Below are 18,521 nucleotides of genomic sequence, written 5' to 3' on the forward strand. Positions count from 1 at the left end.
CACGAGGGGTTCAGCACGAGGGGTTCAGCACGAGGGGTTCAGCACGAGGGGTTCAAGACGGGAGGTTCAGCACGGGAGGTTCAAGACGGGGGGTTCAAGACAGAGGTTCAGCGCGGGAGGGTCAGCGCGGGAGGGTCCTCCACCGGCGACTCCCGATATGTCCCAGCTACTTTCACCGTTCTGAACCTCCGTCTTGAACCTCCGTCTTGAACCTCCGTCTTGAACCTCCGTCTTGAACCTCCCCGTCTTGAACCCCCCGTCTTGAACCCCCCGTCTTGAACCCCCGTGTATACTCTGCCCCATGCTGACCCACGTGAAGGTCCTCGCCGTCCTTTACATCGTCCTGAGCAGCATCGGGTTGCTGGTGGCGCTCCTGATGTTTTTCGCCGCGGGCACGGCCGCGAGCATCGTCGGCATGTCGGCTTCGCCGGAAGACGCCGCGATCGCGGTTCCGATTCTCGGCATCGCCGGCACCGCCCTCGGCGCCGTGCTGCTGCTCTTCTCGCTGCCGGGACTCGTGACCGGGTGGGGGCTGCTGAAGCTCCGGCCGTGGGCGCGCATCCTGGGGATCGTGCTCGGCGTGATCTGCCTGATTAATTTTCCGATCGGCACCGCGGTGGGCATCTATGGGCTGTGGGTGCTGCTGACGAAGGAGACCGAGCGGCTGTTCAACGGGTCGACGCAGGCAGCCGCGCCGCCGGTGTAGGGGCGACCGGCCGCTGTGTTAGACTGAAAGTTCCCGCCCAGGCCGGCGTAGCTCAGTTGGTAGAGCAGCTGATTCGTAATCAGCAGGTCATCAGTTCAAGTCTGATCGCCGGCTCCAGGTTTCCCAGTAAAAATAGGCAGCACATGGTCGCCACTGGTCGTGCGCCGCTGCCATCGAGGGCCCGTGATCCGACGGAGTGAACTGCCGGCTGTCTTCGGACGAGCGATTAGTGGAGAACAGCGCTCGTTTGAGGGTCCGACCTTTCCGGTCCACCACGAGGGTGAGTCGGCTCAGGACGTTCGCGAGGACGACGACCTCGTCGACCGCTCGGGGACGGCCGTTCGTTGGATAGGGGGACGCGGTTGAGTGAGGGAATCCGAGTGATGTTTGTTCGAGGGACCGCAGCACTGTATATGTCGCCATCATTTTTGCCGCAATAGCAATATTGGTGGCGATGATCGCACGGCCCCTGCCGGTCTCCGGCGACGAACCGTACCGCAAGCTGCAGGCCTGACGGAGCCTCGTCGCCGAGAGTCATGACGTCAACGGCTCGCCGAGCATCCGCCGGAAGACCACGGCCGTCGGCCGCCAGTCGCCTTCCATGGCCGCCGCGCCGGCGCGGCCGTAGCCACCATCAGGGCGCGGGCGGAGCCGGACCACCGGAGGAAGGCCGTACCGCATCAACAGGGCGTTCGCCCAGATCCGCGCTGTCCGGCCGTTCCCGTTGGCAAACGGGTGGATCCGAATCCACTCGGCATGCGTCCATGCGCACAAATCGATGACAGCCGCAAGGCCATCCCGGTCCAATGCCTGACCGCGCGGGTACCGCGCGTCCAGCGCGGCCACGACTCTCTGCAGGGTTCGTTCGAAGGCCGCGAGTTCCGAGTCAACGCTTTCGGGCGCCACGCCTTCGTGCGAACCGACCCACACGTGCGTCGTCTCGAGGCCTGCCTCTCCACGGAAGCGTCCCACGTGTTTCTCGTCGGGTGCCGTGAGGCCGGCCATCGTGTCGCGCTGCCAGCGCCGCGCGTCCTCGACCGTTGGAACGTCCCTGCGAACCGCGCGGTCCCGCGCGTCCCGGAGAACTTCGATGAGGTTTTGCCGGAGGCGCGGGCTGTCGGCGTCCCAGTCAGCCACGAATCAGCTCGCGCACCAACCGTTGGGTGGGTCCCTCTGCGCGAGTGGTCTGGCCCTCCACCGGGTCCTCACCGGCCAATTCGGATTCTGCCTCGGCGAACTTGGAGATCGCCGATTCGAAGTCCGGGTCCGCCTGTCGGTAGGCCCTGACGCGACGCAGCGTCTCCTCGAGCTCGGCCTCGACGCTCGCCGCGCGAGCCTCGAGATACTCGCCGACCGCTTCGTTGACGAGTCGGTTCAAGGGCACCTTTCGCACCTCGCCAAGCAACGCCAACCCCTTTTGGAAGCGAGGATCGAGACGAAAAGTCGTCGCCTTGCGCAGGCCTCTTCGCCTGGATGAACTGGGATCGCGGTGCCGACGTGAGCGGACGACGCCTTTACCCTTCATGACGTCTTCATGATAGCAAAATGACATTCTGATATCAAAACAGGATAGCGACATCGTTACTGATCGGGCGGGTTCTCGCGAACCTACGCTTGGCCGCAAACACCTTCGCTCGGCCTTCCGCGGGTGAACACGTCGACCTGTTCGCCTCAGAAGTCGAGCGCCGCCGCTTCTGGGCGGGGGACGGCCCCACTGAAGGGACGTCTGAGCCGAGAGATGACGCGGCCGCGCGTCCGGAATTGCGTTGATGTGTAATCGAGACCGAGTGACGATCGGAGCTCACTTGATGAAGCGAGGCGTCGCGCTCTCGCCGGCCGCGAGCCACCGAGCGGTCCCTCCGCGCGAGTCGTCTGGCCCTCCACCGGGTCCCCAACAGCCAATTCGGCCTCTGCCTCGGCGAAGTCGGCGATCGCCGATTCGAAGTCCGGGTCCACCTTTCGGTAGGTCCTGACGCGACGAAGCGTCTCCTCGGGCTCGCCTCGATGCTCGCCGCACGAGCCTCGAGGGCGCATCACTCAATAGTGATTATACAGTCATTATATCACTTAATAGTGATACAATTAGTGCATGTCTCAGCGCACAAAATCACCTGTGAGTGATACCAGGCCGACTCAATCACGAAAACGTGATAGCCGGCCGACGCTTTCAGGCATCCTCCGTGAGGCGCGCCTGAAGAAGCAGCTCAGTCAGCAGGACCTCGCCGGCAAGCTGGGGCTCGGGCAGCGACAGATCTCGGACCTCGAGCGCGCCACGATCGACCCCCGGCTGTCGACCATCCAGAACGTGGCCAGAGTGCTGGACCTCGAGGTGATGCTCATCCCTCGCCGTCTGATCACCGTGGTTGTTGGCCTCCTGCGCGCCGACGGCGATGCGAACCGGCCGCTCTATTCGCTCGGCGACGAGAACGAGGACGCCCTCGGCGATGAGCCGCGTGTGGAAATCGGCGGCACTGATGAACGTGGCGCCCGTACCGCGCGGGAGCGTCGCACGCGCACGGAGCGACGGTGACGGCTCAATCGCCCGCGCGCGCGCGCGCCCGCAGCTCCGTGCAGACGCTGGACGTGCGTCTCGGCGAGACACTGGTCGGCGCGCTGACGCATCTCGGCAACGAGGCGCTGATCTTCACCTTCGACCGCGCGTACCTCAAGGCCGGCGACGAGCGTCCGACCCTGAGCCTCGGCTTCAAGGCCGCCGACGGCGGCCTGGTCGAGCAGGCGCGCCCCACCCGCGTCCGGCTGCCGCCGTTCTTTTCCAATCTGCTGCCGGAGGCGCACCTCCGGGAGTATCTCGCCGCCCGCGGCGGAATCCACCCCGATCGCGAGTTCTTTCTCCTCTGGCTGCTGGGCGCCGACCTGCCGGGCGCGATTGAAGTCGGCTCCGCCGGCGGCGCGCCGCCACCTGCGGTCGATGACGAGCGACCACGCAGGGGCCGCGACGATCGGCCGTTCCGTTTTTCCCTGGCCGGCGTGCAATTGAAGTTCTCGGCGCTGATGGAGACCTCGAAAGGCTTGACGCTGCCGGTCGACGGCGTCGGCGGCGACTGGGTTGTGAAGCTGCCCTCCCCGCGGTTCGATGCCGTGCCGGAGAACGAATACGCGATGATGACGCTGGCCCGCGCCGCCGGCATCGACGTCCCCGAAGTGCGCCTCGTCTCGACGAACGACATCGGCCGGCTGCCACATGATCTGCCCGAAGCCTTCGGGGTGAGCCTGGCCGTGCGTCGCTTCGATCGGTCCGGCGACGGCGAGCGCGTGCACATCGAAGATTTCGCGCAGGTGTTTGGGCTGTACCCGGAGGACAAGTACCACGCGGCGAGCTACGCCAGCATCGCGCGCGTCCTGTGGCTCGAGTCGGGAGAAGCCGCCATCACCGAATATATCCGGCGGCTTGCGTTCAACGCGCTCGTCGGCAACGCCGACGCCCACCTGAAGAACTGGTCGCTGATCTATCGAGACCGGCGCACGGCAACGCTCGCGCCGGCCTACGATCTCGTCGCCACGGTTCCCTACATCCCGGGCGATCGATTAGCGTTGTCGCTTGGCGGCACGAAGGCGTTCGCGGAGGTCGACCTGGAGCGGTTCCGGCGACTCGCGAAGAAGGCGGATTTGCCCGATCGCCTGGTGGTACGGACCGCGCGGGAAACGGCCGCCCGGGTGCACGACCTGTGGCCCACGCACGAACCCGCCCGCACGCTGCCCGATCGTATTCGGGCAGCTATCGAGAAACACATGGTGACGGTGCCGCTTTAGCGGGCACTGACACAAGGGGCCAACACAGATGCCGGCACCTGCCCACACGCGTCGTCTCGAGGCCGGCCTCTCCCCGAACCGCGCCGTCCCGGGCGTCACGGAGGACTCCGATGAGGTTCCGGCGAAGGCGTGCGCTATCGGCGGATGTTTCACGTCATCAACATCCCGGTCCTATGTTTGCCCATTGGTTGGCACGGGGACCGCCGCCCCGGGCGATTTCAGTCGCCCGCCGGCGACTCACCCCGGCGAAGAATCGCCCGCACGAAATTCAGCTTCGAGAAGTGCCCTCCTGTCCACACGCGCCACAGCAGATCGTTCCCCGGCAGCTTTCCCGCGATGTCCGTCGCGGACCATCCGGCCGAGTGAAGCTGCTCGACGCGCGCCTTCAGCTCCAGCAGGCTCTCGAGCTTGTCGCGCAACGCGCGCGTGGCGTGCCCGACCCGGCCGCGGTGCTGGCAGAAAAGGACCCGCGGCTCGAGCGCCGCGACGCGACCTAGCGAGTCCATGAGCGCGTGCACGTCCTCGTCGGCTCGAAGGTATTTGAGTCGCGGCCCCAGGTACAGATCTCCGGTAAACACCCAGCCGCGATCCGGCTCGTACAAGACGACGTGGTCGTCGGAATGACCGGGGGTGTGGATGACGCGGAAGTGGAACCTGTCGGTGTGGACCCACTCGCCAAAGGGAGCGCAGGCGGCGGGCCGCGGGTTGCCCCACGCGAGTCGCCGATAGAAGTGGAGGGGTTCGGGCCGCGCCACGCGCCCGGTCGCCGCGGCGTGGGCCAGCGGCACGATCGAAAACCGCTCGTTCAGCAGCGCATGATTGCCCGAATGGTCCTCGTGATGATGCGTGGTCGCGCAGGCACGAACGCCGAGATCCGCGAAGAGGCATCCGGCTTCCCGCGCCGCATTCGGCGGGCCCGAATCCACGAGCAGGCCGTCCACGAAGTACACACCGGTCCAGTACAGCGCGCGCCCGGCGTATGTGCGCGCCACCCGGAAGTACGTGACGTCGCCGTAGTGTGCGGACTCGATCATGGCGCTGCGTTTCTCGTGACGGTGCCGACGGGCGGCTCATATCTTAGCGCGCGGAGGATGACGCACGACGAGCAGCGGCGCGGCGGCCCGGGGTGTAGAATGCCCCGCTGGTTCCCGTGAAATCACGACTGCCTGCCATCGTCTTCGCCCTTCTCGTGCTCGTGGCCATCGGCCTCGCCGCCGCCGGCTTCAATCCGCGCGAATACGCAAGGAGGCATGGCGGCACCCTGCGACTGTCCATCGCAACCGGCAATACCGGCGGCGTCTACTACCCGTACGGCGGCGGGCTGGCGCGGGTGATCGGCTGGTCGATCCCGAGCGTCGAGGCCACGGCCGAAGTCACCAACGCGTCGGTCGACAACCTCAAGCTCATTCAGCTCGGGAAGGCGGACATCGCGTTCGCGCTCACCGACACGCTCGACGACGCGGCCCGCGGGCGGGGGCCGTTTGCGAAAGCGCCGGTCCGGGCGCGCGCGCTCGCGGTGCTCTACCCGAACTACACGCACGTCGCCACGATCGAAGGAACGCGCATCGAACGCCTGGCGGACCTTCGCGGCCGCGTCGTCTCCACCGGGTCCCCCGGCAGCGGCACGGAGGTGATCGCGTTCCGCCTGCTGCGGGCCGCGGGACTCGATCCGGACAGAGACATCCGGAAACAGAGCCTGAGCGTGAACGCGTCTGTCGATGCGCTCAAGGACGGCAAGATCGACGCGTTCTTCTGGAGCGGCGGCCTGCCAACCGCGTCCCTGCTCGACCTCGCCAGCACGATCAACGTCACCGCGAAGCTGATTCCCAATGACGACGCGTTGCCGGCGCTGCAGTCGATGTACACGCCGGGGCTGTATTTCCGGCTGGTGATCCCCCGTGGCACGTACCCCGGCGTCACCTCCGATATCGGCGTCGTCGGTGTCGCGAACGCGCTCGTCGTCGACGACACGATGAGCGATGATCTCGCCTACGAGCTGACGAAGGTCCTCTTCGAGAAGCAGCGGGACCTCGCGGCCATTCATCCGGAGGCAAGGAAGCTGAGCCTCGACCGCGCCACGCGGGGCTCTCCGGTGCCGTTTCATCCTGGCGCCGTGCGCTACTACCGGGAGCGTGGCGCGTGGAGATAACCGCGCTCGGGGAGGGGCCGCCCGGCACCGCACCCGACGAGGAGCTTGGATCTCCTGCGCGGCAGCTGACCGGATGGCCGGCGCGCCTGGCCGCAGCGCTGGCGGTATCCCTGGCGGCGTACGCGCTCTACTGGGTCGTCAGCATCGTGCAGCCGCTGGTCTATCGCGCCAGCTTCCTGCTGATCGTCCTCACGCTCAGTTTCCTGTTGTATCCGGGCACGGCGGACCCACGCGATCGCGTGCGTGTCGCCGCGCTGGACTGGCTCTTCATCGCACTGGCCGCCGTCGCTCTCGCGTGGCCGCTGATCGACTTCGACAACTTCATCTACCGCGCCGCCGATCCCACCGGGCGCGACGTGCTCCTCGGCGCGGTCGTGATCGTGCTGGTGCTCGAGGCCACGCGGCGCACCGCGGGATGGGTGCTGCCGGTGACCGCGACCGGGTTCATTCTTTACACGTTTTACGGACCGCTGCTCGATCTTGTCGGCCTCGGAGCGATCGCGCACCGCGGCTACGATCTCGCGCGCATTGTCGGAACGCTCTGCATGACGCTCGAGGGCGTGTTCGGCGTGCCGCTCGACGTCGCGGCCAGCTACATCATCCTGTTCTCGATCTACGGCGCCGTGCTGGCCGCCTCGGGCGCCGGAGCGTTCTTTCTCGACTGGTCGCTGGCGGCGGTCGGCCGGACGGGAGGCGCCGGCCCGGGGCGGGCCGTGACCGTGGCCGGGCTGCTGCTGGGCACCGTGTCCGGCAGCGGGGTGGCGAACACCGTCACGCTGGGCTCGGTCGCGTGGCCGATGCTCCGGCGCGCCGGATACAGGCCCGCCGTGGGTGGCGCGATCCTGTCAGCCGCGGGGATCGGCGCGATCATCTGCCCGCCCGCGCTCGGCGCGGCGGCCTTCATCATCGCCGAGTTCCTGCACGTCTCGTATCTCAAGGTGATCGCGATGGCGGCGATCCCCGCGCTGCTCTATTTCCTTTCGATCTTCCTCATGATCGAGGCGGACACGAGACGAATGGGCGCGCGGCCGGTGCCCATCGCTTCCCCGCCGCTGTGGCAGCTCACGAAGCGCCGCGGCTATCACTTCCTGGCGGTTGTCGGCATCCCGCTGATGCTCGTCCTCGGCTTGTCGGCATGCCGCGCGGTGTTCCTCTCGATGCTCATCGCGGTCGCGCTCAGCTTCGCGGATCGGGCGCACGCGCTGTGGCCGCGCCGGCTGCTGGCCGCGTTGGGCACGGGCGCGCGGAGCGTGCTGCCCGTGGCGGCGACCACGGCCACGGCCGGCATCATCGTCGGAACGGTCACGTTGACGGGGCTCGGACTGAAAATCTCCGGCCTGATCGTCGACCTGGCGGGCGGGCACCTGTTTCTCACGGTGTTCTATTCGGCCCTTGCGATCTGGATGCTCGGGCTCGCGGTGCCCGTCACCGCGTCGTACATCATCGCGGCGGTCATGGTGGCACCGGCGATGACGAACGTGGGCGTGCCGGATCTCGCGGCACACATGTTCATCTTCTATTACGCCGTGTTGTCGGAGGTGAGCCCGCCAACCGCGCTGTCGCCCTTCGCGGCCGCCGCGATCACCGGGGCGAAGCCGGTCCCCACGATGGTGCTGACCTGGAAGTACACGTTGCCGGCGTTCGTCTTCCCGTTTGCGTTCACGCTCAGCCCGGAGGGGATGGGACTCCTGATGCAGGGAACCGCGAGCGAGGTCGCGATCGCCACCGCCACGGCGCTCATCGCCATCCTCGCGCTCGGCGCCGGTCTGGGCGGGTGGATTCGAGCGGAAGCGAACATCGCGGAGCGGGCGCTCGCGACCGCCGGCGGCCTGCTGCTGTTCTACGCCGGTCCGCTCTCCGACCTGTTTGGACTTGTCCTGTTCGGTGCCGCGATCGCGCTCAACGTTGTGCGGACGAAGATGCGGCCTTGATGAACCGCGCGACGTCCTGCTTCAACTTCCGGTGCTCTGACGGCCGGATGTACATCATGTGCCCGGCCTCGTAGTAAGCCAGCTCCACGCGCGCCTTGTACGTGGCGTCGAAGCCGAGGTGCGCAAATGTGTGCTCCGTGGCGCCGAACGGCGTGGCGAAGTCGTAATAGCCGTTGACGACGAGCACCTTGAGGTGAGGGTTCCTGGCCATCGCGCCGCGCAGCGTGTCGGCGAGGTTGAGATAGCGGTTGTTGAATTCGTCGTAGCTCCACGGCCGCACGTCCCCTGACGTGGGATAGCGCTGGTCAGACTCCCACTTGAGTTCGCGGCGAACGTAGTCGTTGAACGTCGCGGTGTAGGCCCCCTTGATCGCGAGGTCCGACGGATCGTATTCCTGGCGCTCCGCCGCGGCATCGGCATTCAGGCCGGTCATGCGGCCGTCCAGCCGGCCGACCGTGCGTCGCTGGTCGCGCAGCAGTTCCGTCCGGAAGCGCATGTCGGACACCCGCAGGTTGGCCTGCAGGATGTACTCGGTGGAAAGGCCGGTCAGCCGCGCGAGCTTCTCGGCGATCTTCTTTTCCTCGGCGGGCGTGAGCCGGTTGCCCCTGGCGAGCGCCACCAGGTAGTCGCCGCTGGCGAACGCGCGAGACTCATCGAGCGCCTTTTGCAGGCTGCCTTGCAGGTCCGCCGGGAGCCGCTGATGGTGCCACGCGGTCGCCGTATAGGTGGGCAGGAACAATACGTACGGCAGATCGTTGCCCGGCGCGTACCCCTTGGTCAGGTAGTCGAGGATCGACGAGACCAGCACGATGCCGTTCAACTCGATCCCGTGCCGGTCCTGCAGCTCGCCGGCCAGCCCCGCGGAACGCATGGTGCCGTAGCTCTCGCCGACCAAATACTTGGGCGAGGCCCAGCGATCGAAGCGCGTGAGGTACGTGCGGATGAACTCTCCGAACGCGTGGATGTCGCCGCGCACGCCGTGGAACTGCTTCGGATCCTCTCCAGGCGCCGGACGGCTGAAGCCCGTGTCGATGGCGTCCACGAAGACCAGGTCGCTGACGTCCAGCAGAGACTGCTCGTTGTCGGCGAGGCGATACGGCGGCGCGGGCTGGAAACCTTCCGCGGCCATCACGACGCGCCGCGGCCCGAACGACCCCATGTGAAGCCAGACCGATGCGGCGCCCGGACCGCCGTTATAGAGAAACGCGAGGGGACGTGTGGAGGGCTGTTCTCCGTCGCGCGCATACGCGACAAAGAACATGCTGGCGATCGGCTTGCCCGCGTCGTTGCGAATCGGCAGCGTCCCGGCCGTGGCCGTGTAGCGGATTTCGCGGCCGTCGAGCTGGATCGCGTGGCTCGTCGCGGAGAGCTTCTCTACCGGCGGCGCCGGGACGGCCACGGGTGTCGCGGCCGGCTCGACGCCGCGCGGCGCGGGCGCGGCCTGCTGCGCCGGCCGCGGCGCGGGTTGGTCCGGCCGCCGCGGCTGCGCAACCAGGACACCCGAAATCGAAACGACGATGACCGACGACAGGACGACTCGATGGATCATGCACACCCTCCGGGATGACGGCGACCGGGATCATACACCGAGCGACTTTGTTCTCCCCGCGCGCTGACTCCCCGCGGGGCTGCCCCGCCGACGCCCGGAAACAGGCCGGAAACGCCACGGTGGCCGGGCATGCGTCTCGCAAGGTGTCGGCGTTTCCTATTGCCTGCAGCCGCGGGCCTGTTCGTCTCTTCCAGGAGGAATCTATGCACCGAGTGACATGGAAGGTTCCCGGATTGGTGGCCGCATGTGTGCTGCTGATGATCCCGGCGGTTGCCGCGGGGCAGGAAAGCTGGCCTCCGCCGGAGGCCGCCGCTCCCGAGCCGCTGTCGATCAACTGTGGCGGCGGTGTGTACTCTGTGGGCGCCGGGGCGACCCTGTTCTCTCTCTGCGTCTCGGATCACGGCAACATGGTTTCTCTCATGTATCCGAACGGCGCCGAGCACATCGCCGTCGCGCCCATCCACGAGTCGTACAGCATCTGCCACGGCCCCGGCTCGGGCATCTGGTACTACGACTGGGCGTCGTTTGAAGGTGGCTTTGGCCCTCCTATCTTTCTCGACCCCGCGCCGTTTCCGGTCATCATCCGCCGTACAACGCTCGATGGAAAGGTCATCCTCGACCAGAAGTTCACGCCGAACAAAGCGCGGCGCGAAATGCTGATCAGCATGACGATCAGGAACAACTCGCCCGCGGCGCTGGAGAACGTGCTCGTCGCACGCAACGTGGACGCCGACATGGACGGGGACGCGCTGGATGACACGTTCGACCGGTCCACAGACCAGACCTGGGCCCGCGACATCCGCTCCCTCGTGCTCTCCGCACATACGGTGGGGACGCCCCACTCCACCGCGGTGCCGGTGACGATTGGCAGCGGCCCGTGTTCATCGACGACCGCGGTGACGCCGACCTCTCCCGGCACCGACTATCACATGCGGATCTGGTACACCCTCGGCACGATCGGTGTCGGCAAGAGCAAGACCGTGATGTTCCGATACAACGGATCCTAGAGCGCTCCCGCCCCTGTTCCCGCTGGCGGCCGGCAGCAGCTCTCCGGGCGCTGCCGGCGCCCCGCCCTGACCATCGGTCAGGAGCCTTTCACCGCGAACCCTTTCTTGACCAGAAACTCCCGCACGCGATCCCTCAAGTCGCCCTGCAGCTCGATGGTGTTCTCCACGACCGCACCGCCCGTGCCGCACGCCCGCTTCAGTTCCTGCGCCAGCCCCCTGAGGAAGGCGGCGTTGCGCGGAAGGCCGTCGACAAGGGTGACGGTCTTCCCGCCGCGCCCTGCCTTCTCCATCCTCAGCTTTGCAACAAGCCGCGTAGGAACGGGCTCGTCGGCGGCCGACCGCGTGCTGCACGTGCAATCGCGCGCGGGCCAGCCGCACGCCGGGCAGATTCGTCCCTTGTCCGTCGAATACACCACGCGTCCGGCCATCCAGGCGTCCTATCTCAGGTTCCACTCGAAGAACGTCCACACCCGGTTCCACGAATCGATCTGCTCCGGCGTGTCCATCCGCTCCAGCGTCTTCAGGTCGGTGCGCCGGTTGAACGTGTGCCCGCCGCCGGCCGCCCCGGGCGGCGGGTCGACATAGATCTTCGTCTCGGCGAGATGCGGCTTGCGCGAACGGAGCGCGTCGACGATCTGCTGGTCCTCGACGAAGTTCACGTCCGTGTCGTTGGTGGCCACGTGCACGAGCAGCGGCGTGTTCAGCTTGTCGACGTGATACAGCGGCGACCGCTCGATGTAGATATCCGGCTTCTCGAACGGCAGGCCGCCGATCCGCTTCTGCGTGGCGAAGCTGTGCTGATACCCGGGACCTTTGTACGACAAGCGGAAGACCAGGTTCGTGACGGGCACCATCGCGACCGCGGCTTTGAACGGCGTCTTGTCGCGAAAGACGCTGAACAGGGCGATGTACCCGCCATGGCTCCAACCCATGATGCCCAGCCGCTCCGGATCGACATGCGGCAAGCTCACCCTGATGTAGTCCACGGCGCTCATCACGTCGTCCACTTCGTGGCCGCCGTAGTCGATCTCGTTGTGGAACTTCTCGCCGTAGCCCGTGCTGCCGCGGTACTCGGGCGCGACGATGACGTAGCCGCGCGCGACGGCTTCCTTCACGAAGGGGAAATACACCAGGTCCCAGTTCCCGTGGACGCCGCCGTGCACCCACACCATCGCGGCGTGGGCGCGCGGCCCGCGCGTCTGCAGCGGCTGGAACACGTAGGCGGGAATATCGAGATCGCCCACGCTGCTGCGGTACGTGACCTTCTGGTAATCGATGATCCCCTTGCAGGCCTCTGCGTATCGCGCGTCAATCTGCGCCTTCTGGTCGATGTCCCGCTGGAAGTTCCGCGCGGGCGCGTGATCCGCCGGATCGTTGCTGACGTACAGCAACGTGGCGCGCGCCGGATCCTGCTTGACTTCCCGGCGTGACTGCTGGCCCGTGGGCTGCGCGCGCTGAGGCTGCGGCGCCTGCGCGGCCGCCCCGGCTGCGAAGCAGACGAAGGCGATGACAGGGACGAACGAACGCATGGAAGACCTCCGAATGCGGGCAGTGTATCGCGGATGAATGACTTCAGCGGCGTGAGGCATGCCCTCCCAGGGGGAGGCCTAACGCCCTCCGGGACCAGGGCCGATAACCCGTACATGGCGGACTTCAACGCTGCGGCGGCGGCTGAGGCCCCGGAGGAAACGACCGCGCGGGACAGCGAGGCCGAGTACACGCTCGAATACGCCTGCCGGTGCCCGCACTGTCAGCAGACCCTCCGCACGGTGGCGGTCATCCGCATGCTCCGCTCGAGGGTCAACTTCACATCGACGATGCCGCGGCGCGGCCGCGCGGTGATCTGCTCCCAGTGCCGGAAGATCCTGACGGTGGAGCTGAATGTGCTGACGTAGAGGCCGGGGGCCAGGTGCCAGAGGCCAGGTGCCAGGTTCGAAAACACGGGGGCGGCCCCGCTCGGGGACCGCCCCTTTTGTGTTCAGCCGTTCTAGAACGTGAACTTGCCGCTGAAGGTGAACGTGCGGCGACCCCAGTTGTTGGTGTTCTCACCGAAGCTGGTGCTGTTCATCGCGTTGGTGGGCGTTCCCTTGTTGTCCTGGTTCAGGAGGTTGAACCCGTCGATCCGCACCGTGAAGGCGCGGTCGCCAAAAAACGTGACGCGCTTGGACAGGCTCAGGTCGGTGTTCCAGAACCCGGGACCGCGCTCGCCGTTTCGGGGCGCGTTGCCGCCGTTCGGCATCGAGTTGGCCAGCGGCAGATTGTTGTTGCCGAGCGGCGTGACGTAGTAGCCGTTGTTGGTGAACGACGAGTGGTCGTCTTTCCACACGAGCGATCCGGACGGATTGATGTTCGGGCGGTCGCCGCCCGCGCTGCCGTCACCGTTCGAGTCCACGCCGGTGCGGATCGTGAACGGCGCGCCGGACTGCGTCTGCGTGATGCCGGCGATCTGCCAGCCGCCGATGATCGCGCCCAGGAGGCCCCGCTTCGGCGCCGGGATCTCCCAGAGGTAGGTGAACACCAGGCGGTGGCGGCGGTCGAAGCCCGACACGCTCCACTCGCTGTCGTAGTCGAAGAAGCTCTGCGGGGTCTGCGGCGACTGCGCCGTGCCGGCCTCGCCCAGCGACGCGTCGTTGTTGCTGAAGAACCGCCCGTAGGTGTACGCCCCCCCAAACTGGAGCCCGTGCGAGAAGCGCTTGTCGGCACGCACGAACGCGCCGTGATACGACGAGCGCGCCTCGACGTCGTTGCCGCCGGGCCCCGTGTACGCCGGGATCTGCAGGCGGCCGCCCCAGGCCGGATTCTGCCGGCGGGCCTGCACGTTCGGAATCGAGCTGATGTTGCGGGTCGCGATCACCGTGGCCGCCTGCGCCTCGGTGAGGATGCCCGGGTTCATGTGGATCTGGTTGATCCCCTTGTAGCCGCGGCTGCCCGTGTAGCCGGCCGACAGGATGACCTGGCCAAGCTCGCGCTGAATGTCCGCGCTCCAGAACCGGCTCTCCGGATTTTCGGTGTCCGGCGCGGAATTGACCCACTGGTTCAGCGGGTTGAACACCGGCGAGGCGCTGCCCGCCAGCAGGTTCGGATACAGGTTCTGCACGTTGAACGACTCGGCCACCGCCACCCGCGGGTAGTTCGACGCGTTGACGGTCAGCAGATTGTAGAACAGGAAGTCGTAGCCCATGCCGAAGCCGCCGCGGACGACCGTCTTCCCGTCGCCGAGCCAGCGGTTGTTCCCGCGCGGGCTCCACGCGAAGCCGACGCGCGGTGCCCAGTTGTTCCGATCGTCCTCGACGGGCCCGGGCACGCCGACGGCGAGGCTTTCCGGATCCGTCGCGCCGAAGAAGCCGAGCGGCGCGCCGTTCGCCTCGTAGCGGAGGCCAAGGTTGACCGTGAGGTCGGGAGTGACGCGGAAATCATCCTGCAGATAGAAGAACGTCTGCCACTGCTGCGCCTCCCAGCTCGCGGTCTGAAGCGCCTGGGCGAAGCGCGACGCGAAGTTGTTCATGTAGTCCTGCAGGCTGTTGAACGTGAAGGTGCCCTTCGAGTCGAAGGCCGCCTGGTTGTCCACGTCGTTGTAGCGCAGGTCCGCGCCGAACTTGAAGGTGTGCTTCTCGCGCGTCCAGGTCATCGTGTTCGAGAACTGGTACGCGTTGGTCAGGCGGCCCTGCGGGAAGTTCGACGCGCCGCCGACCGTGAAGAACCCGCCGATCGTCGCCGTCGGGCTCTTCGGATCGTTCTCCGGGAAGCTCAGGTCCCGGCGCACCAGGGAGAACCGGAACTCGTTGAGCAGCCGCGACGTGAAAATGTGCGTGTTGCTCGCGGCGAAGTTGGTGTCCTTCAGGTCCTGGCTGCCGCAGAACAGCGCGCCGAACGCGCAGTTGCTGATTAACTCCTTCTGCTCACGCGGCGTGTGCACGGCGCGCACGGTGATGTTGTCGTTGGCGGTCAGCCGATGATCCACCCGCGCGATGTAGCTCTTGGCCGTGCTCGGCGAGGTGATGCTGACGTTGGTCAGGCCGGTTTCGATCGCGCGGCCGTTCACGAGCGTGTTCTGGAGGCTGCGGAACGACAGGTTCTGGGAGTACAGGTTCTGGAGGAAGGAGATCCGCTCGAGCACCGCCGCGCGGCTCGCCGCGGTCTGCCCGGCGCCCAGCGGCGCGTTCTGCAGCGTGGCGAAACCGGCCGGCGTCGGAATCCGCACCGTGGTGCCCGGGCTCGCGCCGGGGCGCTCGCCGTCCCACTGAAAGAGGCCGAAGAAGAACGTCTTCTCCCGGAAGATCGGCCCGCCCAGGTCGAAGCCCGCCTGGTGACGGTTGAAGCGTGCCGGCTCTTTCAGGCCGCTCGCCTTCTCGATGTTCGTGAGCGAATAGAAGTCGCTGCTCGTGTAGTAGTCCCACACGTCGCCGCGGAAGCGATTGCTGCCCGACTTGGTGATGATGTTCACCTGGGCGCCACTGTTGCGGCCGAACTCCACGCTGTAGGCGTTGGTGATGACCTGGAACTCGGCGACCGCCTCGGGCACGAGCGGCGTGGTCGAGATCGTCACCGAGATGTCGTTGTTGTCCGATCCGTCGATCATGTAGTTGTTGTTGCGCGACCGCTGGCCGTTGGCCGCGTACGTGCCCTGGCCGCCGGTGCTCGACACGTTCGGCGCCGTGGCGATCAGGTTGTTGAGGTTGCGTCCGCCCGGCAGGGGAAGCTGCTCGACCGCCCGCGCGCTCACGGTGTTGGCGATCGTGGGGCTGGTCTTGTTCAACTCGGCCGCGCGCGCTTCGGCAGTGACCGTCACTTCCTCGCCGACCCCCGCGACTTTCAGCTCGACGTTGACGGTCGCCTCGGTCGCCGGGACGATGCGCACGCCGCGCGTTTCGACCGTCTGGAAGCCGGCCAGTTCAGCGCGAACGAGGTAGTCCCCTGGCTCGAGCGCCGAGACCCTGTAGAAACCCTCAGCATCGGTCACGGTGTCCCGTGACTGGTTCGTGGCGACATTCACGACGATCACCGTCACGCCGGGAACGACGGCCCCTGACGCGTCGCGCACGGTGCCGTTGACGCCGCCGCGCGTCATCTGCGCCAGTGCGGGCGTGGCCGCGAGCCACGCGTTCAACGCAAACACGATGAACACGAAAACGCCCGCGCGACCGCCGCGGGCGGCAAACCCTGTAAGCTGCATGTCTCCTCCTGAGAACCTGCCCGGCGAGCAGAAAGTGTGCCACGCGAGATCAGGCGGTAAGTTGTTCACGGCACGTGGAGTTACGCCAGGATCGCGGCGTGTCTCTCGGCGGGCATCCAAGTTCTCAGATCACCCGATCCAAATGCGCATGTCATCGGCTCGAGTGGGAGAGGCACCCCGGCGTCTCCTCCGCCCGATGCTATGATCCCCGCCGTGAAAACACTCCTTTCCGTCCTCCTGGCGCTTCTGATGTCGGCGCCCGCCGCCGCCCAGTCCACGAAGCGTCCGTTGAACGTGGACGACATCTTCAACATCAACGAGGTCCGGGATCCGCAGCGATCGCCCGATGGCAAATGGGTCGCCTACGTCGTCTCGCGCGCGATCAAGGAAACGGACAAGAACGACAACGACATCTGGATGGTGAGCTGGGACGGCGCGCAGCAGATCCAGCTGACCTTCGGCGCCGAGAGCGAGTCGACGCCGCGCTGGAGCCCCGATAACAAGCACCTCGCCTTCCTGTCCTCGCGGCACGGGGCGAAACACGCGCAGCTGTGGCTGCTCAACCGCGCCGGCGGCGAGGCGGTGAAGGTCTCGGACGTGAAGGGGGGCATCTCCGAGTACGCCTGGTCCCCCGACGGCAGGCGAATCGCGCTCGTGGTGGAAGAACGCGATCCGCGCGATGCCGAGGCGGAAGAAGAGAAGGAAGCCGCGAAGGACGGGGCCGCCAAGACGCCGAAGCCGATCGTGATCGATCGCTACTACTTCAAGGCGGACGGGTCCGGGTACCTGCGCGGCGAGCGGTCGCACCTGTACCTGTTCGACATCGCGACAAGGAAGACCGAGGTTCTGACCCCCGGCACGTTCAACGAGAGAGCGCCCGCGTGGTCCCCCGACGGCAAACAGATCGCGTTCGCCAGCAAGCGCGGCGAAGGAGACCTCGACCGCCTCGAAAGCGAGGACATCTACGTGATCGAGGCCCGCGCCGGCGCCGAGGCGCGCGCGCTCACCAGCACGCCCGCCGAAGAATCGAGGCCGATCTGGAGCCCGGACGGCAGGACCATCGCCTATCTCGTCAGCGACGAGCTGAAGTATTCGGCGTACAACCAGCCGCGGCTCGCCGTCGTACCGGCGACGGGCGGCGCCTCGCGGATCCTGGCCGGCGCGCTCGATCGGCCGGTGCGCTCGCCGGTGTTCACTCCAGACGGGCGCGCGATCGTCGTCGGCGTGGTGGACGACCGGTCGCAGCATCCGGCGCGAGTGGCCATCGACAGTGGCAAGATCGAGAAGCTCGTGGCCGGCCCGCGCGTGGTGACGAACCTCTCGCAGGGACCCGACGGCGCCTTCGCGGTGCTGGCCGCCACCGCGACGCAACCGGCGGAAGTGCACGCGCTCGAAAACGGCGCGCTGCGCCGCCTGACGCGCCATAACGACGAGTGGCTCGCGAACGTCCAGCTCGGGATCACCGAGGAGTTCGCGTCCACCAGCCGGGACGGCACGCAGGTGCACGGGCTGCTGGTGAAGCCGGCGGCGTATCAGGCCGGACGCAAGTATCCGGCGCTGCTCAGGATCCACGGCGGTCCCAACGGGCAGGACGAGCACGCGTTCGCGCTCGAGCGCGAGCTGTTCGCCGCCAGCGGGTACGTGGTCGTCGCCGTCAATTACCGAGGCAGCAACGGACGCGGAGCGGCGTACCAGAAGGCCATCTTCGCCGACTGGGGGAACAAGGAAGTCGTGGACCTGCTCGGCGCGATGGACCACGTGCAGAAGATCGGTCTTGCCGATCCCGAGCGCCTCGGCATCGGCGGCTGGAGCTACGGCGGGATCCTCACGAACTACACGATTGCAACCGATGGCCGGTTCAGGGCGGCGATCAGCGGCGCCGGCAGCTCGAATCAGATCTCGATGTACGGCACCGACATGTACATCACGCAGTACGAGAACGAGCTGGGTCCCCCGTGGAAGGCGCAGGACGTGTGGATGAAGGTCTCGTATCCGTTCTTCCACGCGGACCGGATCAGGACGCCGACGCTGTTCATGGGCGGCGAGAAGGACTTCAACGTGCCGCTGCTCGGGAGCGAGCAGATGTACCAGGCGTTGAAGAGCCTCGGCGTGGACACCGAGCTGGTGATCTATCCGAACCAGTTCCACGGGATCACGATCCCGAGCTACAGGAAGGATCGGCTGGAGCGGTATCTCGCGTGGTACGACAAGTACCTGAAGGCTGGCGAGAAATAA

General features: G+C 66.8%; 15 protein-coding genes and 1 tRNA gene. 9 read left to right on the forward strand and 7 right to left on the reverse strand.

Annotated elements, in window-relative coordinates:
- Nucleotides 1-301 precede the first annotated feature (301 nt).
- Nucleotides 302-706 (forward strand): hypothetical protein, encoded by a 405-nt coding sequence (locus HYU53_10335; protein ID MBI2221591.1) that lies wholly within the window; start codon nt 302-304, stop codon nt 704-706.
- 41 nt (nt 707-747) lie between these two features.
- A tRNA-Thr gene (locus tag HYU53_10340) sits at nt 748-823 on the forward strand.
- Nucleotides 824-1,240: 417 nt separating this feature from the next.
- Here the strand turns inward: HYU53_10340 and HYU53_10345 are convergent.
- The gene (locus tag HYU53_10345) at nt 1,241-1,843 is read right to left on the reverse strand and encodes a Fic family protein (protein MBI2221592.1); all 603 of its coding nucleotides are present in this window, start codon (nt 1,841-1,843) and stop codon (nt 1,241-1,243) included.
- Nucleotides 1,836-2,231 carry a hypothetical protein gene (locus HYU53_10350; protein MBI2221593.1) on the reverse strand — a complete coding sequence of 132 codons (396 nt, stop codon included), beginning with the start codon at nt 2,229-2,231 and terminating at the stop codon, nt 1,836-1,838. The genes HYU53_10345 and HYU53_10350 overlap by 8 nt, the downstream gene beginning before the upstream one ends.
- A gap of 588 nt (nt 2,232-2,819) precedes the next feature.
- On the opposite strand from HYU53_10350, the gene HYU53_10355 reads away from it, so the two are divergent.
- Together HYU53_10355 and HYU53_10360 are read left to right on the forward strand one after the other, a co-directional pair.
- On the forward strand, nt 2,820-3,236 hold the full coding sequence (locus tag HYU53_10355) for a helix-turn-helix transcriptional regulator (GenBank protein ID MBI2221594.1): 417 nt from the start codon (nt 2,820-2,822) through the stop codon (nt 3,234-3,236).
- Nucleotides 3,237-3,274: 38 nt separating this feature from the next.
- Nucleotides 3,275-4,477, forward strand: a complete 1,203-nt coding sequence (locus tag HYU53_10360) for a type II toxin-antitoxin system HipA family toxin (protein MBI2221595.1) — start codon at nt 3,275-3,277, stop codon at nt 4,475-4,477.
- A gap of 218 nt (nt 4,478-4,695) precedes the next feature.
- Here HYU53_10360 and HYU53_10365 read toward each other — a convergent pair whose 3' ends face one another.
- Nucleotides 4,696-5,511, reverse strand: coding sequence for an MBL fold metallo-hydrolase (locus tag HYU53_10365; GenBank protein ID MBI2221596.1), 816 nt, complete (start codon nt 5,509-5,511; stop codon nt 4,696-4,698).
- Nucleotides 5,512-5,627: 116 nt separating this feature from the next.
- On the opposite strand from HYU53_10365, the gene HYU53_10370 reads away from it, so the two are divergent.
- Together HYU53_10370 and HYU53_10375 are read left to right on the forward strand one after the other, a co-directional pair.
- Entirely contained in the window at nt 5,628-6,626 is a 999-nt protein-coding gene (locus tag HYU53_10370) for a TAXI family TRAP transporter solute-binding subunit (GenBank protein MBI2221597.1), read from the forward strand.
- Nucleotides 6,617-8,557 (forward strand): TRAP transporter fused permease subunit, encoded by a 1,941-nt coding sequence (locus HYU53_10375; protein ID MBI2221598.1) that lies wholly within the window; start codon nt 6,617-6,619, stop codon nt 8,555-8,557. Before HYU53_10370 ends, HYU53_10375 begins: the two co-directional genes overlap by 10 nt.
- Here HYU53_10375 and HYU53_10380 read toward each other — a convergent pair.
- Nucleotides 8,526-10,106 carry a peptidase S10 gene (locus HYU53_10380; protein MBI2221599.1) on the reverse strand — a complete coding sequence of 527 codons (1,581 nt, stop codon included), beginning with the start codon at nt 10,104-10,106 and terminating at the stop codon, nt 8,526-8,528. The genes HYU53_10375 and HYU53_10380 overlap by 32 nt on opposite strands.
- Nucleotides 10,107-10,309: 203 nt before the next feature.
- On the opposite strand from HYU53_10380, the gene HYU53_10385 reads away from it, so the two are divergent.
- On the forward strand, nt 10,310-11,113 hold the full coding sequence (locus tag HYU53_10385; GenBank protein MBI2221600.1) for a hypothetical protein: 804 nt from the start codon (nt 10,310-10,312) through the stop codon (nt 11,111-11,113).
- A 77-nt stretch (nt 11,114-11,190) separates the two neighbouring features.
- Here the strand turns inward: HYU53_10385 and HYU53_10390 are convergent, their stop codons facing one another.
- On the reverse strand, nt 11,191-11,541 hold the full coding sequence (locus HYU53_10390; protein ID MBI2221601.1) for a hypothetical protein: 351 nt from the start codon (nt 11,539-11,541) through the stop codon (nt 11,191-11,193).
- A gap of 9 nt (nt 11,542-11,550) precedes the next feature.
- Nucleotides 11,551-12,642 (reverse strand): S9 family peptidase, encoded by a 1,092-nt coding sequence (locus HYU53_10395; protein ID MBI2221602.1) that lies wholly within the window; start codon nt 12,640-12,642, stop codon nt 11,551-11,553.
- Nucleotides 12,643-12,756: 114 nt separating this feature from the next.
- Here HYU53_10395 and HYU53_10400 point away from each other — a divergent pair, with 114 nt between their 5' ends.
- On the forward strand, nt 12,757-13,008 hold the full coding sequence (locus HYU53_10400) for a hypothetical protein (protein MBI2221603.1): 252 nt from the start codon (nt 12,757-12,759) through the stop codon (nt 13,006-13,008).
- 92 nt (nt 13,009-13,100) lie between these two features.
- Here HYU53_10400 and HYU53_10405 read toward each other — a convergent pair whose 3' ends face one another.
- Entirely contained in the window at nt 13,101-16,286 is a 3,186-nt protein-coding gene (locus tag HYU53_10405) for a TonB-dependent receptor (GenBank protein ID MBI2221604.1), read from the reverse strand.
- 201 nt (nt 16,287-16,487) lie between these two features.
- Here HYU53_10405 and HYU53_10410 point away from each other — a divergent pair, with 201 nt between their 5' ends.
- Nucleotides 16,488-18,521: a S9 family peptidase gene (locus HYU53_10410; GenBank protein MBI2221605.1), complete on the forward strand. Its 2,034-nt coding sequence runs from the start codon at nt 16,488-16,490 to the stop codon at nt 18,519-18,521.

It is taken from the genome of Acidobacteriota bacterium, from assembly GCA_016184105.1.
GTDB lineage: Bacteria > Acidobacteriota > Vicinamibacteria > Vicinamibacterales > 2-12-FULL-66-21 > JACPDI01.

What these genes read in the sequence shown, in the direction of transcription:
- HYU53_10350 (MBI2221593.1), bottom strand. Translation starts at nt 2,231, where the DNA reads ATGAAGGGTAAAGGCGTCGTCCGCTCACGTCGGCACCGCGATCCCAGT.
- HYU53_10400 (MBI2221603.1), top strand. Translation starts at nt 12,757, where the DNA reads ATGGCGGACTTCAACGCTGCGGCGGCGGCTGAGGCCCCGGAGGAAACG.
- HYU53_10395 (MBI2221602.1), bottom strand. Translation starts at nt 12,642, where the DNA reads ATGCGTTCGTTCGTCCCTGTCATCGCCTTCGTCTGCTTCGCAGCCGGG.
- HYU53_10365 (MBI2221596.1), bottom strand. Translation starts at nt 5,511, where the DNA reads ATGATCGAGTCCGCACACTACGGCGACGTCACGTACTTCCGGGTGGCG.
- HYU53_10335 (MBI2221591.1), top strand. Translation starts at nt 302, where the DNA reads ATGCTGACCCACGTGAAGGTCCTCGCCGTCCTTTACATCGTCCTGAGC.
- HYU53_10405 (MBI2221604.1), bottom strand. Translation starts at nt 16,286, where the DNA reads ATGCAGCTTACAGGGTTTGCCGCCCGCGGCGGTCGCGCGGGCGTTTTC.
- HYU53_10390 (MBI2221601.1), bottom strand. Translation starts at nt 11,541, where the DNA reads ATGGCCGGACGCGTGGTGTATTCGACGGACAAGGGACGAATCTGCCCG.
- HYU53_10410 (MBI2221605.1), top strand. Translation starts at nt 16,488, where the DNA reads ATGATCCCCGCCGTGAAAACACTCCTTTCCGTCCTCCTGGCGCTTCTG.
- HYU53_10380 (MBI2221599.1), bottom strand. Translation starts at nt 10,106, where the DNA reads ATGATCCATCGAGTCGTCCTGTCGTCGGTCATCGTCGTTTCGATTTCG.
- HYU53_10385 (MBI2221600.1), top strand. Translation starts at nt 10,310, where the DNA reads ATGCACCGAGTGACATGGAAGGTTCCCGGATTGGTGGCCGCATGTGTG.